Below are 15,837 nucleotides of genomic sequence, written 5' to 3'. Positions count from 1 at the left end.
AAATGCTATGAAAAAAGACAACTTAATTTTAAAACTTGGAGTATCTATAATAATTTTTAATCTGTTTTCTTCATCAGCTTTTGCCCAGACAAAAGCATTGGTTACTGCAGACATCTTGAATGTAAGAACTTCACCACAAATCAACTCAGAAATAATTGGAAAGATTCCAAAAGGAGAATTTGTTACGGTTCTTGAATCTGGGGAATGGTCAAAAATAGATTACTACAGCCAAGAGGCTTATGTTTCATCACAATATCTTACTTATAATGGTAATTCTATAGATATTATAAACGATGTTTCTACTCAGACTTATTTTGAAGAAAATTATTTTGATGATTTATCTAAAGTACTTTTTGACCATAATGCTTCAAACTCTACAAGCTATAATTTACCTAAAGAGGTAATGGACAATACTAAATATACTGAGCTAATGAAAAGCAATCCTTTATTCGAGTATGCCTTTAAGCAATTAGATAAACCATATGTTTATTCAATGGCAGGACCAGAAAGCTTTGATTGTTCTGGTTTTACCTACTATATTTATAAGGAAATAGGAATAAAAATACCTAGAACCTCTGAGCAGCAATCTCAAAAAGGGCTTAATGTTGATAAAAGTAGCCTTATGCCTGGCGATTTAGTTTTTTTCGATACTAGAAGTGTAAATAATAGTTTTGATATAACTGATTCCTATGAAGATAGTGAGCAATACATCGATATATTATTTCAAAATGAGCTATCGTCATTAAGAAATCAAAAAACTTCATCAAACTCATTTATTCCGGAGAAAGTAACCCATGTTGGTATGTATATTGGAGATAATAAGTTTATTCATGCCTCATCTGGAGGGAAGAAAGTAATTATAAGTGATCTTACGACTGGATATTATAAAACTAGATATTTATTCTCAAAGAGATATTTATAAAGGGATAATGCCATTAATTTATAGAACTGCGGAGGCATGCCTATATGTATAGAAATAATAAGATATTGTTAGATACTAGCGACGTTATTAATATTTTTAATGAAAAATTGAGACATATGTTAGATAAAAATTTTTATTTTGGATTGGACTCGAGATTGTCTGAAGTTTTACGCGAAAATATGTATGAAAAATTGGCATCAATTTTTACTTCTTTGATGAAAAATATAGATTTTTCGAATAATATTTTTTTAATAAAAAATGCTAACATTGATTTGTTAGAGCACAGCATTAACACAGCCTTATATTCGGGAATTATTGCATCATTTATGAACCTTCCAAATAGCAATATTAAAAATACTATTATGGGAGGGGCTCTTCATGATATTGGAAAAATTTTTGAAGAGGAAGCCTTTGGACTGAAAAATACAGTATTTTTTGATGAAGATGATGAAAGTATTTATACTCATGTTTTAAGAGGTAAACAGCATATAGATAGCTTTTCGGATATCAGCGAAGATGCAAAAAAAATAATATTAGAGCATCATGAGCATTATGACGGCTCTGGTCACCCAAATGGAATAGACTTTGAAAAAATTTCTTTACTAAGTAGAATAGTTTCAATTGCTAATGTATACGATGCAATGAACAATAAGAATGGAGAGAATGGAATTTTTGCTCCCTATGATTCTGTAGAGTATATTATGGCTTATTCAGGAACCATGTTCGATTACGACATAGTAAAGGTTTTTTTTAAGAAAATAATTCCATATCCTATAGGAACTTTAGTTAGATTAAGCGATGGTAGGGTTGGAGTAGTGGAAAGAATTCCTGATGGCTTCTTATTTAGACCTGTAATAAAAATAGTAAAACAATTAGATACAAGAATCATTATGGAAGAAGTATCTTTGATGGATAATCCTTCAATTACTGTTAAGGCAATTTTGGAAAAAACTCCTAACCCTTCAGTACAGTCATATTTAAAACATGGATTTAATTAAAGACTGAATCACTTTGCAAAGTGATTCAGTTTTTTAAATATATTTAAAAAATATCTAACTATATAATTAAATTTATATTTATAACCAAAACTTTATGATATAATTTTAATAGATTATCGCAATGTTAAAAAAATTAAATATATTTTGGAGGTAATTTATGGCGTTGAAACATGAATCGAAAAATGTTTGGAAAAATTTAAAAGAAAATGAACTTGACTTAGTTATGGATTATGCAAATCGCTATATGGCATTTCTAGATAATTCTAAAACTGAAAGACGTTGTGCTAATGAAATCATAAAATTAGCTAAAAATAATGGCTTTGAAGATTATAATGAAGTTCTAAAAACAGGAAAGATCGAACCTGGAACTAAGATATATCTCAATAATAAAGAAAAGTCAGTAGCACTTGTAGTTATAGGAAAACAAAGCTTAGAATCTGGAATGAATATTGTTGGTTCGCATATCGATGCGCCACGACTTGATTTAAAGCCATTTCCACTTTATGAAGATGGGAATATGGCATTATTAAAAACACATTATTATGGTGGAGTTAAGAAATATCAGTGGACATGCATACCACTTAGCCTACATGGAATAGTATTTACTAAAGATGGAAATAAAATAGATATTTCTATTGGAGAGAATCAAGATGAGCCAGTGTTTTATATTAATGATTTACTAATTCATTTATCAGCTGACCAAATGCAAAAGAAATTATCTGAAGGAATAACAGGTGAGCAATTAAATGTTGTTGTAGGCCATAGACCTATGATTTCAATTGACAGCGAAGAAAAAGAAATTAAAGACCCAGTAAAAGAAAATATTCTACATATACTTAATGAAAAATACGGAATAATTGAAGAGGATTTTATGCTTGCAGAGTTTGAAATAGTTCCAGCAGATAAAGCAAGACATGTTGGACTTGATAGCTCTATGATTTCAGCTCACGGCCATGATGATAGAGTATGTGCATATGCTGGTTTAGAGGCTATATTTGATGTGGAAATCCCTGAGATTACTGCAGTTTCTTTATTTGTAGATAAAGAAGAGATAGGCTCAGTAGGAAACACTAGTATGGAATCTAAATTCTTTGAGAATATGATAGCTGAACTTATTGCCTTACAGGGAGAATATTCTGATCTAAAGGTAAGAAGAGCATTTGCTAACTCTAAAGTATTATCTGCAGACGTTACAGTTGGATTTGATCCTACATTCCCAGAAGTTTTAGATAAAAAGAATGCCGCTATGATTGGTCATGGAGTTACAATTTCAAAATATACTGGAGCAAGAGGCAAGGGTGGCTGTAATGATGCAAATGCTGAATACCTTGCATATGTAAGAAAAGTGTTTGAACAAAACGAGGTTATCTGGCAAATTGGTGAACTTGGAAAAGTTGATCAAGGCGGTGGTGGAACTATAGCTTATATTCTTGCGCAATATGGTGCAGAAGTAGTTGATTGTGGTGTTCCTATGCTTAGCATGCACGCACCTCTTGAGCTTGTAAGCAAAGCAGATATCTATATGACTTATAGAGCTTACAGCAGTTTCTTAAAATAGGCACAATAACCTTAGCAATAAAAGTAATGAAGACTTGCTATAGAATTTAGCAAAGCTTAGTGCTTTTTCAAAATGAAAATTATTTTATTAAGAATAAAAACCTCTGTTTAGAGTAATCTATAATTAGATTTTCTAAATGGAGGTTTTTTGTTTTATTTTGAAGACAATAAGATTTTATATAACCATTTGAAATCTTTAATTTTTCTAATAGTTTTAATTCTTATGGGGATTATAATTTACTTGTAAATAGAAGAAATATAATCAATAAAGTTCTTTTCTAGGTGAGAAAAAATTCTTTCTTTTGAATAAACAAAATAAAAATTTCTTTCCAAATTCAAGTCAGCAACTTTATATTTTTTTATAAGTCCAAGCTTAAGTTCATTTTCAATAGCTTTGGATGAAACAATAGAGCAGCAAAGTCCAGCTTGAACTAAGCTTTTTATTGTTTGGGTGTTTTCTGCCATGGATTTAATTTTTAAATCATAGATACTTATTTTATGTCTTTTTAATTCTTTTGATAAAAGATTTCTAGTTCCTGAGCCTTCCTCTCTTAAAACCATTGGAAGAGTTTGCAAAGTTTCTAAGCTTACTACATCTGATTCATTATCAAAATCTACTGGAGTAATTAAAACAAGATCATCTTTCATAATAGGAAGGTATTCTAAAGATGAATCTTTAAAGAATGAGCCTGTAAACCCAAATGGAATCTTACAATCTTTTAATGATTCTACTATTTCAAAAGAATCTAGATGATTTACCTTATATGTAATATTTGGATAGAGGGAGCTAAAGTCAGTTAGAAGACTAGGAATTATGTATTGCTCTGGTATAGTACTTGCATTTATAGTAAGAGTACCTTCTATTTTTCCAACATATTCGCCTAGGTTATACTGGGCAGTGTCTTTTAAAGATAAAATCTTTTGTGCGTAATCATAAAATATTTCGCCAGCTCTAGTTAACGAGATTTCTCTATTTGTTCTATTGAGAAGAAAAGTACCTAGCTCTTTTTCTAAATTCTGCATATGATTGCTAAGTGTAGGCTGAGTCAAGTAAAGCTCACGGGCAGCCTTAGAAAAACTTTTATTTTTTGCAATAGCTATAAAAGATTCTAATTGTCTAAAGTCCATTATATTTCCTCCATCTATTTATTCTGTATTATATTATATCTTAGATTTAATAATATTGTTCCACTTTTTAGTATAAGATTATATTAATAGAAATTCAACAAGCTTAGTCGATTATATCTATTAATAAAAACTATTTATGCTATAATTTATATTGTTATTAATGATTATCAGGAAGGGTGTTGTCATGAATACCATAGATAACCAAAATAAAATATTTTTTTGTCTTGATATAGGAACTAGAAGCATAATGGGTATAGTAGCAGAGTTTATTGACGATAAGCTGAATATTATCCATAGTGTAACTGAATTTCATAAAGATAGAGTTATGCTTGACGGGCAAATTCATGATATTGAGGGCGTAACCAAAATAGCAAGATTAGTAAAAGAAAAGCTAGAATTTGAAATTGGATATGAATTAAAGGAAGTATCTATAGCTGCGGCAGGAAGATCATTAAAAACAATTAGAACAGATTCAAGTATCAAAATAGAGCCTGATGTACCTGTAGACAAACATATACTAAAGAGCTTAGAAATAGAGGCTATCCAAAAAGCTAGACAAATACTTGTTCAGCAAGATGAAAATAACCATAACTATTATAATGTAGGTCATACAGTTATAAATTATATGCTTGATAATTCAATGATAATTAACCCACTTGGTCATAAAGGCTCAAATCTGTATATTGAAATTATCGCTACTTTTCTACCTCAAATTGTAGTTGATGGGCTTTATAAGGTTATGGATAATATAGGTTTAGATGTGGGATTCATGACTCTAGAGCCTATTGCAGCCATAGAAGCAGCTGTGCCAAATAATATAAGATTATTAAATGTTGCACTTGTAGATATTGGAGCTGGAACATCAGATATTGCAATTACAAAAGATGGTACAATTGCGGCCTATGCTATGACCTCTACAGCTGGAGATGAAATTACAGAAATGTTAGCAAAGACGTATCTTTTAGATTTTGATACTGCTGAAGCTGTAAAATGTAATTTATGTAATAGCAGTGAGCAATCATTTAATGACATTTTGGGCATCAATCAAAGTATGTCATCAGCTGACATCCTAGATACTATAGAACCATCTATTGAAAGTGTAGCATCAGAGATAGCTGAAAATATAATAAAACATAATGGTAAGTCTCCTAGTGCAGTATTTTTGATTGGTGGAGCCAGCCAAATACCTAGACTGAATAATTTCATTGCATCAAAGCTGGAGCTTCCAAAAGAAAGAGTTGCAATGAAAACTATTGAGGCTATCCCAAATTTGATTGCATCAAAAGGTATGGTAAATGGGCCAGAAGGAGTTACCCCTATTGGTATAATTTTGTGCACATCAAAAAATAAGAGAAATGATTTTATAGAAGTAAGAGTCAATGACTCTAAAGTAAAAATGTTTAGAAGTAAAAAGCTCAAAATTAGTGATGCTATAATTTTAGCTGGATTTGATCCAATTGACCTTATACCAAGAAAAGGTAAGTCCTTAAAAATTTATGTTAATAATACTGAGAAGTTAATTACAGGCGAGTACGGCAAGGAAGCAAATATATTTTTAAATGGAAAAATTGCAAACTTAGATTCTGACATCAACGATGGAGATAGTATAATAATAGATCCTGCTATTCAGGGTAAAAATGCTAAGATTTATTTAAATCAAATTTTGGATGAAAAAGATGTAGTGTATTTAAAAAAAGAACCTAAAAATAGAATAGTAGATGTTACATTAAATGGCCAAAGCATAGATGCTTGGGATTGTGAGTTAAATGACAATGACAAGATAGATTATAAATATTTGTACTCAGTCAAAGACTTATTTGATTACTATAATATTGGTGAGATAGATAGCATATTAGTAAACGATAAGCTGTCTGAGCTTACATCTCCTCTTGTTTCTGGATGTGAAATAGATTTTACGAATGAGTATGAGAATTTACAAGCTTATGATATTGATGAAGAAGAATTAGAAGAAACTAAAGAAAATTATTTTGAGAACTTTACAATCGATATCAAAAGCGACAACATAACAGATCAACATAATAAGGTGTATAATGATATTGGGCAAACTAGAGATTTAGTATATTCAACGTTTAAGATTAAATATAATGATGAGCTAATAGAACTAGAGCCTAAAAAATCAAAATTACTATTTATTGATATTTTTGATTATATAGATTTTGATAGAACTAAGGCAAATGGAAAGCTGCTTTTGCTTCATAATGGAAGTCAAGCTGATTTTATGAAGGAGCTAAAAAATGGCGATGAAGTTGTTATAAAATGGATATAGTTTTGTTGTGAAGTAATTAGTTAGGAGTAAGATTTTATTGAAAGATTTAAAAACATATAGGGCCCAAATAGATGAAATTGACAAAAAGCTGATTGATTTGTTTGAGCAAAGGTTAGATATAGTAACAAATATCGATAAGGTTAAAAAAAATAATGATATACCTATTGTAAATGAGCTTAGAGAAGCAGAAGTGATAAGCCAAGCAATCTTTAACTTAAATAATAAGGCTTATAGTGATGAGATAACTGAGTATATGAAAGCTATAATTGCAATATCTAGAAAGCTACAACTTAAATCAAAGGATACAGGAAATTAAAATTATATTAATTATTTTAGGAGGCTGAAAAATGTTAAAGAGAATAGTTTTAAACCTAGAAGTTTTAGAGGGAATGCTTTATTTTTGGCAAGCAACAAAAGATAAGGAAAAGGTAGGAGAGGCATATATAATGAGCATAGCAGGAAAAGATGCTATGAAAGAAGTATATGATTCTGAGTTTGGTATGGAATCTGTAAGAGTAGTTTTAAGCGCTATATCAAATAGAGAGCTACTTAATAGCACAAATAAAAAAGAAAGAAGATTTTGGAATAATAACATGTGGATGCTTGAAGACATGACCCTAATGCAACAGATGATAGCTCCGTTAAAAAAATTAAATTTAGATAATGTAGCTAAAGAAATTAATGAAAGTAAAGCTGATTTTCCTTATGAAGAAATAGAGATTGTGTTTTTCCCTGGACATATGGATGCTAATAAGATTGAAAATAATAAACTATATTTAAATTTCTTTTTAGTAAAACCAGATTTATTTAATGAGGAAGTAGTTTTATTTGAAGATAAAGAAGTAAAGGATTATATTAAAAATTTAATTTTATCAATGAATTAATTTGACGGGGTAAGATAAAGGAGATTATATTGAAAAAGATAGTTATAATTGGCGCAGGACCATCAGGTATGATGGCTGCGCTTTATGCTTCGAAACAAAGTTCAAGTGTAACACTGCTTGATAAGAATAAAATTTTAGGTAAAAAATTGCTTATAACAGGTGGAGGCAGATGCAATATTACTAGCAATCTGCCTCTAAGTGATTTTTATTCTCATATTACTAGCAATGAAAAATTTCTTTATAGCTCATTTAATTTTTTTGGAAAAGATGAGCTTTTGGAAATGTTTAAAAGTGAAGGTGTTAAATTTAAATCTGAAGGGCAAAAAATATATCCAGTAAGCAATAGGGCAGATGAGATTTTATCTGTGTTAGAAAAGCTGCTCATTGAAAGTAAAGTAGATATTAAGCTAAACGAAGACGTATCTGACATAATAATCCAAGATTCCAAAGTATTGGGTGTGAAAACGGATAAAAATTTATATACTTCGGACTGCGTTGTTGTGTGTTCAGGTGGATGCAGTTATCCTTTAACAGGCTCTGATGGAAAGCTATTTTCTATTTTAAAAAAGCTAGGTATAAAAACAACTGAATTATATCCAGCTCTAGTTCCACTAAAAACTTCCATGACTTCAAACTTAGCGGGGATATCATTAGATGATGTTATACTAACTTCAAAGCATGGTAAAAAACTATACTCAACTAGAGGCTCTATGATATTTACTCATAATGGAATTAGTGGACCTGCGGTGTTAGATTTGAGCAGCTATATATCTAGCTATAAGCTAAGCGATATAAGTTTATTCATAGATTTTTTACCAGACATATCTAGCGATAAAATTACTGACATACTATATGAAAAGTCGAAGAAGAATCTTTACAATAGATTCAAGGGATATCTTCCAACTGAGCTTATTAAAACAATACTTCCAGATATAGATGCAGATAAGATTTTTAATTTGAAAAAAGCTCAAGCAAATGAATTAGTTGGCAATTTAAAATCATATAATGTCGAAGTAACTGGGTTTGGAAAGCTCTCTGAAGGGATAGTTACAAAAGGAGGCGTAGATTTAAAAAAAGTAAATCCATCAACCTTAGAATCTAGAATTGTAAAGGGTCTTTATTTTGCGGGAGAAGTGCTTGATTTAGATGCTAATACGGGAGGATATAACCTGCAAATAGCATTTTCTACAGGGGCACTAAGTGGTTATAGCGCATCAATTTGAGATTAAACCTTTAATATACTACACTAAAAAAATGCAGGTATTTGAAATTTCTATTTGTTGAATAAAATCTTTCTATTAGACGGGTATTTTTTTCTATCTTATGATTAGTATTGAAGTATTATTAATACTAGGAGGTTATTTAATGGAAATAAGAAAAGACTTACCAGAAATTTTTGAGGATTTTTCTGAAGCAAGAAGAAATGGATTTATTTCTGCAAAACAATTCAAAGATCAAAATAAACCAATGATTGGAACATTTTGTACATATATGCCTCAAGAACTACCACTTGCTATGGGAGCAGCAGTAGTTTCTTTATGTGCGACATCTGACGAAACTATAGCTGATGCTGAGGTTGATTTACCGAGAAATCTCTGTCCACTTATTAAGTCAAGTTATGGTTTTGGAAAAACAGACAAATGTCCATATTTTTATTTTTCTGATTTAGTAGTAGGAGAGACAACCTGTGATGGTAAAAAGAAAATGTACGAGCATATGGGGCAGTTTAAAGATGTATATGTGATGCAGCTTCCTAATACTCAGTTTGGAGATCAGGCATTTGAGCTGTGGAAAAGTGAAATAGTAAAATTAAAAGAGTTACTAGAGGAAAAATTTGATGTTGAAATAACTGAAGATGCAATAAAATCAGCTATTAATTTAAAAAATAGAGAGCGTTCAGCTCTTAAGGATTTTTATTCTCTTGGAAAACTAAATCCACCAGCAATTTCAGGAGGAGATATTTTAAAAGTTCTTTATGGTTCAACATTTAAGTTTAATAGAGAAGACACTATTGAAGAAGTAAAAAATCTTACAAGTCGAATTTTAGATGAGTATAATTCTGGGAAGAAGCTAGACTCAAAACCTAGAATATTAATTACAGGCTGTCCAATTGGAGGAGTAACTGAAAAGGTTGTAAAAGCAATCGAAGACAATGGTGCTTATGTTGTTTTCTTTGAAAACTGTATGGGAGCTAAAGCTATTGAAGAAAATGTATCAGAAGATAATAACGATGTTTATGCTGCTCTTGCTGAGAAATATCTTTCAATAGGCTGTTCATGCATGACTCCTAACCCTAATAGGATAACTATGCTTAATAAAGCTATAGATGAATATAAGGTAGATGCAGTTGTAGATGTTTTATTGCAAGCCTGTCATACCTATAGCGTTGAAACTCTTACAATCAAGCAATTTGTAAATAAAGAAAAAAATATTCCGTATATGAGTATAGAAACTGATTATTCTACATCTGATGTAGGACAGCTTAATACTAGAATGTCGGCGTTTATAGAGATGCTATAGGAGGAATTGATGTTAATTGTAGGAATTGATTCTGGCTCTACTACCACAAAAGGAGTTTTGTTTGAAAATAATTCAATTATAAAAACTCTTATTGAGCCAACTGGCTATAATCCAAAGAGTACGATGATGAGTATACACTCAGAACTGACTAAGGGAAAAGAAGCCTTTACTGTAACAACTGGATATGGCAGGAACTTACTTGAAAATGCCGATAAATCTATTACGGAGATAACTTGTCATGCAAAGGGTGCTGCTTATCTATGTAATGGAATTGATGCAGTAATCGACATTGGAGGTCAAGATAGTAAAGCAATCATGCTAAGCTCTGATGGCCAAGTTATAGATTTTCTTATGAATGATAAGTGCGCAGCAGGAACTGGCAGGTTTATTGAAGTAATGATGAAAATACTTCATAAAGACATTGGACATATAGATAGCTTTATCAAGGATAAAACTGCTGTTAAGATTTCGAGTATGTGTACAGTTTTTGCAGAGAGTGAAGTGATTAGTCTTTTAGCTAATAATAATGATCCAGGAAATATAGCAAAGGGAATTATTGATTCTATTTGTATTAGAACTTCAAATTTTGCAAAAAAAATGCCAATCAATTCTAAATCTAAAGTATTTTTTAGTGGAGGCCTTGCTAAGAGCAATGAAGTAAGATTACTATTAGCTGAAAAGCTAAATTGCGAAGTGGTGACTCATGAATATGCTCAGTATGTTGGAGCAATTGGGGCAGCTGTTATTGGCAATCAAAAAGCAAATAAAATAATAATGTAGTTTAGAACGTTAGTGTTAAAAGAAAAACAGGGCTATTGGAAATGAAAGTTCTTTATTTCCAATTAGCCCTACTATTTTTATTGAGACTACTAAAATCCTAATTGAATTTTTGTAGAAATTTGCTATTAAGATATTTTAAAAATATTTCTAATTTCATCAATATCATCGGTATATCCAAGTGCTACCATTAGCTTAAGTCTTGCTTTTTGACCATTTAGCTCGCCGCCTAGAACTACTCCCATAGAGGTCAAATCCTTTCCCCCACCTTCATATCCATAAGATTCCATAACTCTACCTGAAGGGCATCTAGATACTATAACTACTACTACATTATTTTTTAGGGCATACTTAACTCCAGCTAAGGCCTTTGGAGGCAAATTACCTCTTCCCATTGCTTCTATTACTATTCCTTTTGCTCCGGCATTTACAGCACAATTTATAAGAGAATCATCCATGTCTAAATAGGATTTAATTAGATAGACATTATTTTCTATGGTATCAGTATCGATAAATTGTTTTGTTACTATATCTCTATGTACGATTAAATCATTTGTATCAATTGTTCCAATTGCACCATATGGAGACTGAAAGGTATTAAGTGACAAGGTATTAGTTTTTGTAACTTCCATTGCAAGGTTAACTTCGTTGTTTAATACTACTAAGACTCCCTTGTTCATAGCAAGAGGAGATATCGCAGTACAAACTGCTGCAGCTAAATTGCTTGGACCATCATATCCAAGCTCTGAACTGTTTCTCATAGCACCCACAACAACTACTGGTTTAGGTGTATTAATCGTTAAGTCAAGAAAATATGCAGTTTCTTCAAGGGAATCTGTTCCATGTGTTATTATGACTCCACTTATATCATTTCTTTTCACTAAATCTTGAATCAATGAGCGAATTTCCATTAATCTATCTATAGTCATATGAGGACCAGGAATTTCAGCATACTCAATTACTTCAATTTCTGCTAGCTTGTCTATGTTTGATACCATAGAAAGGATTTGGCTACCAGTTAATGTAGGAATTGCTGCTCCTACTTTTTCGTCTACGGTCATAGAAATAGTTCCACCTGTAAATATAATTGCCACTTTTGGTTTCATTTAGTCTAACCCCTCTCGTGAATTTCAGCATAATAAAATTCTAACATTTTAAAGTTATAAAAGTCTACATAAATAGAAAAAAACCTCTGCATTTGCAGAGGTAAACGAAAAACTCGTTTCAAAGGGGTATTGGGAATAGAGATTTTGAGGTTATCAGGGGGGATAACCGTCTTTAATAGTATACCAAATAAATGTATTATCTGCAATAATTTTTTAAAAAGCTGCATAAAACATAATTATGATAGGTAATTTTTTTGTTTTAAGTTATAATAAATAATATATTATATAAAATTATCGTTAGAGGTGAGTAAAATTGAGTATAGATAATTTAATTAAAAATCTAAGAATAAGAAGATTTAAAGCAGAGTTCTTTGTAGATAGAGATGAATTATTTAAATACATCATGAAGGAAACAAATGAGGATGAAAAAATAGGATTTGGTGGATCAAAAACATTAGATGACTTAGGTCTTTATGAGAAGTTCATAGATCAAGGAAAAGAAGTTTTTTGGCACTGGAAGGCTGAGCCAAATGAGAGACTCGAAGTGCTAAAGAAAGCTCAGCACGTAGATTCATATTTTTCAAGCACAAATGCGATTACCTTAGATGGCAGACTTGTGAATATCGACGGTAATGCAAACAGAGTTGCGTCTATGATTTTTGGGCCTAAAAAAGTTTTTATAATAGCTGGAGAAAATAAAATTGCGAATGATTTAGATAGCGCTCTGAATCGTATTAAAACTATTGCATGCCCTCAAAATGCAAGAAGACTTGAAAGAAACTTGCCTTGTGCAGTGACAGGACAATGTACTGACTGTAGAAGTGATGAAAGAATGTGTAATGTAACAACTATAATTGAAGGAAATATCCCTACTACCGATATTAGGATATGTATAGTTGGAGAAAATTTAGGTTATTAGAGGTGAAAAATGCAAATATATTTAGACAATAGCTCAACAACTATACCGAATTCAGAAGTAATAGATGAAATCACATCAAATCTTAGGGAGTGCTTTGGCAACCCATCATCTATACACAAAATTGGAATAGAAGCTGAGAAAATTATAAAAAAATCAAGAAGCACTCTAGCTGATGCGTTAGGAGATGCAAAACCTAAAGAAATTGTGTTCACTTCTTGTGGAACTGAGTCGAATAATATGGCTATTGGAGGCGCTTTATCTGCAAACAAAAGAGCTGGTAAGCATATAATTAGTTCTTTTTCTGAGCATGACTCAGTATACAAAACACTAGAAGATTTACAACAAAGAGAAGATTATAAGGTGACATTTTTAAAGCCGAACAAAGATGGAATTATAACTGCAGACCAAGTTAAAAATGCATTGAAAGAAGATACTATTTTTGTTAGTCTTATGCATGTAAATAATGAAATAGGAGCTATTAATCCTATAAATGAAATAGGCCAAGTTATAAAATCATATAAACAAAGCATAGTCTATCATGTAGATGCTGTTCAATCATTTTTGAAGCTGAAAATTAATCTAGAAAATATAGATTTATTAAGCATAAGCGGACACAAGGTTCATGCACCTAAGGGGATAGGAGCTTTATATATAAGAGAAAAGACGAAAATCCATCCACTGCTTACAGGTGGAGGGCAGGAGATGCAATTTAGGTCAGGCACCGAAAATACTGCTTATATAGCTGGGTTATCAAAAGCAATAGATATACAAAAGAGTAGCTTAAGTGAGGATTTAAATAGAATAAAAAAACTTAGAGAAAAGTTTATTTTAAATTTAAAATCAGAAATAACGGATATTGTTGTAAACTCATCTGAAAGTTCATTACCTTATATTTGCAACATCTCTTTTTTAGGAGTAAAAGGAGAAATCCTACTTCATACTCTTGAACAAAAAGGTATTTTCGTTTCTACCGGCTCAGCTTGTTCTTCAAAAAAGAAAGGGTCAAGAGTTTTAGAATCCTTGAATTTAAGTTTAGGAATCAAAGATTCAGCAATTAGATTTTCATTTTCAAAAAATACCACTGATGACGAGCTTCAGTTTACAGTAGAAGTATTAAAAAAAGAAATTACAAAGCTAAGAAAATTATTGAATTATAAATAAAGCTTAGGAAGGAGCAAGAATGTACGATATTTTAATAATAAGAAATGGTGAGGTTGCAATAAAAGGATTAAATAGACCAGTTTTTGAAAACAAACTAATCAAAAATATAGAGTACACCCTATATCAATTCAAAAGCGTGAAAGTAAAAAAAGGTGATGGAAGGATTTATGTACATCTTAATGGTGAGGATCCTAACCAAATAGTTAAAAAAATTAAGAATGTTTTTGGAGTTGTATCTATTAGTCCAGCTATTGTTACAGAGTCTGGATATGAGAATCTTAAAGAGGGAATAAAAAAGCTTGTTGATGAAAAAACTAAAGATAGCAAGCTTATGACTTTTAAAGTAAATGCTAAAAGACTAGACAAAAGATTTCCAATGAAATCTCCTGAAATGAGCATAGATCTTGGAGGTTATGTTCTCAAGACATTCCCTCAAAGGTTTAAAGTTGATGTAGTAAATCCGGATTTAAATATTACTGCTGAGTTAAGAGCGGATTCTAATATAATATTTGCTGACAAGATAAAAGGAGTTGGAGGTTTACCAAGGGGAATAAATGGCAAGGGTTGTATCTTGCTTTCAGGAGGAATTGATAGCCCTGTTGCTGCCTATCTTATGTCTAAAAGAGGACTTTATATTGAAGCTGTTCATTTTCATAGCTTTCCTTTTACAAGTGAAAAATCACAGGAAAAAATCATGGATTTAGCAAGAACCTTATTACCATATACCGGTCAGATTAAAATTCATATGGTAAATCTTTTAGAAATACAGCAATCAATTGCAGAAAATTGTCCAGAGGAATTAATGACTATTCTATCTAGACGCTTTATGATGGCTATAGCTGAAAGAATAGCAACAGAAACAGAGTGTAATTGCCTTATTACAGGTGAAAGCATGGGTCAAGTAGCTTCTCAGACGGCTGAAGGGCTACTAGCAACGAATAACGCTGTAAAGCTGCTTCCGGTGTTTAGGCCTCTTATATCTTATGATAAAGAGGATATAATAACCTTAGCCAAAGAGATTGATACCTTTGATGTATCAATTATACCTGAAGAGGATTGCTGTACTGTGTTTCTACCAAAGAGGCCAGCTACAAAGCCGAAGCTTGAAAAAATATTAAAAGCAGAAGAGAACTTGAATATTGAAATGCTTATTAACAATGCTATAGATTCTAGAGTTATTAAGGAGATGAAAAAATTTGAGTAAATTTCTAGTCAGATGTTTTGTATTTGCACTTGCTCTGATGGCTACTTCCTATCTTTTAGGTTCTGTTGAGGTTACTGGATTTGTGGCTGCATTTATAGCAGCGATAATATTTGCTGGATTTAATACTATTATAAAGCCTATCCTTTTTATATTATCCTTGCCTATAACTATTCTTACATTTGGCTTATTTACTTTAGTATTAAATGGCATAATTTTTTCAATGGTGGCAGGGCTAGTTCCTGGATTTGAGGTTTATAGCTTTTCAGGTGCAATTTTTGGATCTATAATTGTAAGTATAATAAATATGATTCTATCAAATTTTTTAGATGTGAATGATAAATAAAAAAAATCCTAGAAGAAAATTCTTCTAGGAT

At 31.2% G+C, this 15,837-nt stretch carries 15 protein-coding genes; 13 read left to right on the top strand and 2 right to left on the bottom strand.

The genetic code is table 11. From position 1 onward, the window contains the following. Positions 1 to 7: 7 nt before the first annotated feature. The 3 genes from CLOST_RS13570 (at position 8) to CLOST_RS07440 (ending at position 3,478) form a co-directional block, all read left to right on the top strand. On the top strand, positions 8 to 922 hold the full coding sequence (locus CLOST_RS13570) for a C40 family peptidase (RefSeq protein WP_013361670.1): 915 nt from the start codon (positions 8 to 10) through the stop codon (positions 920 to 922). A 44-nt stretch (positions 923 to 966) separates the two neighbouring features. Next, positions 967 to 1,920, top strand: coding sequence for an HD-GYP domain-containing protein (locus CLOST_RS07445; protein WP_013361669.1), 954 nt, complete (start codon positions 967 to 969; stop codon positions 1,918 to 1,920). Positions 1,921 to 2,077: 157 nt separating this feature from the next. Continuing rightward, a complete protein-coding gene (locus CLOST_RS07440) occupies positions 2,078 to 3,478 on the top strand; it encodes an aminopeptidase (RefSeq protein ID WP_013361668.1) in 1,401 nt (466 codons plus the stop codon). Between the two features lie 236 nt (positions 3,479 to 3,714). On the opposite strand, the gene CLOST_RS07435 is transcribed toward CLOST_RS07440, so the two are convergent. Further along, positions 3,715 to 4,605: a selenium metabolism-associated LysR family transcriptional regulator gene (locus CLOST_RS07435; protein ID WP_013361667.1), complete on the bottom strand. Its 891-nt coding sequence runs from the start codon at positions 4,603 to 4,605 to the stop codon at positions 3,715 to 3,717. A gap of 184 nt (positions 4,606 to 4,789) precedes the next feature. On the opposite strand from CLOST_RS07435, the gene CLOST_RS07430 reads away from it, so the two are divergent. The 6 genes from CLOST_RS07430 (at position 4,790) to CLOST_RS07405 (ending at position 11,076) form a co-directional block, all read left to right on the top strand. Further along, positions 4,790 to 6,892, top strand: coding sequence for a cell division protein FtsA (locus tag CLOST_RS07430; RefSeq protein ID WP_013361666.1), 2,103 nt, complete (start codon positions 4,790 to 4,792; stop codon positions 6,890 to 6,892). A gap of 37 nt (positions 6,893 to 6,929) precedes the next feature. Next, positions 6,930 to 7,208 (top strand): chorismate mutase, encoded by a 279-nt coding sequence (locus tag CLOST_RS07425; protein WP_013361665.1) that lies wholly within the window; start codon positions 6,930 to 6,932, stop codon positions 7,206 to 7,208. Positions 7,209 to 7,239: 31 nt separating this feature from the next. Further along, complete coding sequence (locus CLOST_RS07420) at positions 7,240 to 7,776, top strand: TDE2712 family protein (RefSeq protein ID WP_013361664.1); 537 nt, start codon at positions 7,240 to 7,242, stop codon at positions 7,774 to 7,776. A gap of 29 nt (positions 7,777 to 7,805) precedes the next feature. After that, a complete protein-coding gene (locus CLOST_RS07415) occupies positions 7,806 to 8,999 on the top strand; it encodes a BaiN/RdsA family NAD(P)/FAD-dependent oxidoreductase (RefSeq protein ID WP_013361663.1) in 1,194 nt (397 codons plus the stop codon). A 142-nt stretch (positions 9,000 to 9,141) separates the two neighbouring features. Next, the gene (locus CLOST_RS07410) at positions 9,142 to 10,296 is read left to right on the top strand and encodes a double-cubane-cluster-containing anaerobic reductase (RefSeq protein WP_013361662.1); all 1,155 of its coding nucleotides are present in this window, start codon (positions 9,142 to 9,144) and stop codon (positions 10,294 to 10,296) included. Positions 10,297 to 10,305: 9 nt separating this feature from the next. Then, positions 10,306 to 11,076 carry an acyl-CoA dehydratase activase gene (locus tag CLOST_RS07405; RefSeq protein ID WP_013361661.1) on the top strand — a complete coding sequence of 257 codons (771 nt, stop codon included), beginning with the start codon at positions 10,306 to 10,308 and terminating at the stop codon, positions 11,074 to 11,076. 125 nt (positions 11,077 to 11,201) lie between these two features. Here CLOST_RS07405 and CLOST_RS07400 read toward each other — a convergent pair whose 3' ends face one another. Next, positions 11,202 to 12,179 carry an asparaginase gene (locus CLOST_RS07400; protein ID WP_013361660.1) on the bottom strand — a complete coding sequence of 326 codons (978 nt, stop codon included), beginning with the start codon at positions 12,177 to 12,179 and terminating at the stop codon, positions 11,202 to 11,204. Between the two features lie 313 nt (positions 12,180 to 12,492). Between CLOST_RS07400 and CLOST_RS07395 the strand changes: the two genes are divergently transcribed. Genes CLOST_RS07395 through CLOST_RS07380 form a run of 4 tightly spaced genes read left to right on the top strand, consistent with a single transcriptional unit; the run spans position 12,493 to position 15,806 of the window. Next, complete coding sequence (locus CLOST_RS07395) at positions 12,493 to 13,098, top strand: lactate utilization protein (RefSeq protein WP_013361659.1); 606 nt, start codon at positions 12,493 to 12,495, stop codon at positions 13,096 to 13,098. 9 nt (positions 13,099 to 13,107) lie between these two features. Next, the gene (locus CLOST_RS07390; protein ID WP_013361658.1) at positions 13,108 to 14,259 is read left to right on the top strand and encodes a cysteine desulfurase family protein; all 1,152 of its coding nucleotides are present in this window, start codon (positions 13,108 to 13,110) and stop codon (positions 14,257 to 14,259) included. Positions 14,260 to 14,278: 19 nt separating this feature from the next. Next, positions 14,279 to 15,463, top strand: coding sequence for a tRNA uracil 4-sulfurtransferase ThiI (gene thiI, locus CLOST_RS07385; RefSeq protein WP_013361657.1), 1,185 nt, complete (start codon positions 14,279 to 14,281; stop codon positions 15,461 to 15,463). Then, positions 15,456 to 15,806 carry a phage holin family protein gene (locus tag CLOST_RS07380; protein ID WP_041487146.1) on the top strand — a complete coding sequence of 117 codons (351 nt, stop codon included), beginning with the start codon at positions 15,456 to 15,458 and terminating at the stop codon, positions 15,804 to 15,806. The genes thiI and CLOST_RS07380 overlap by 8 nt, the downstream gene beginning before the upstream one ends. The last annotated feature ends 31 nt before the right edge of the window (positions 15,807 to 15,837 follow it).

The sequence above is a fragment of the Acetoanaerobium sticklandii genome, assembly GCF_000196455.1.
Taxonomy (GTDB): Bacteria; Bacillota; Clostridia; order Peptostreptococcales; family Filifactoraceae; genus Acetoanaerobium; species Acetoanaerobium sticklandii.
Note: the sequence above shows the minus strand (reverse complement) of the source record. Positions and strands in the feature narration are given on the sequence as shown.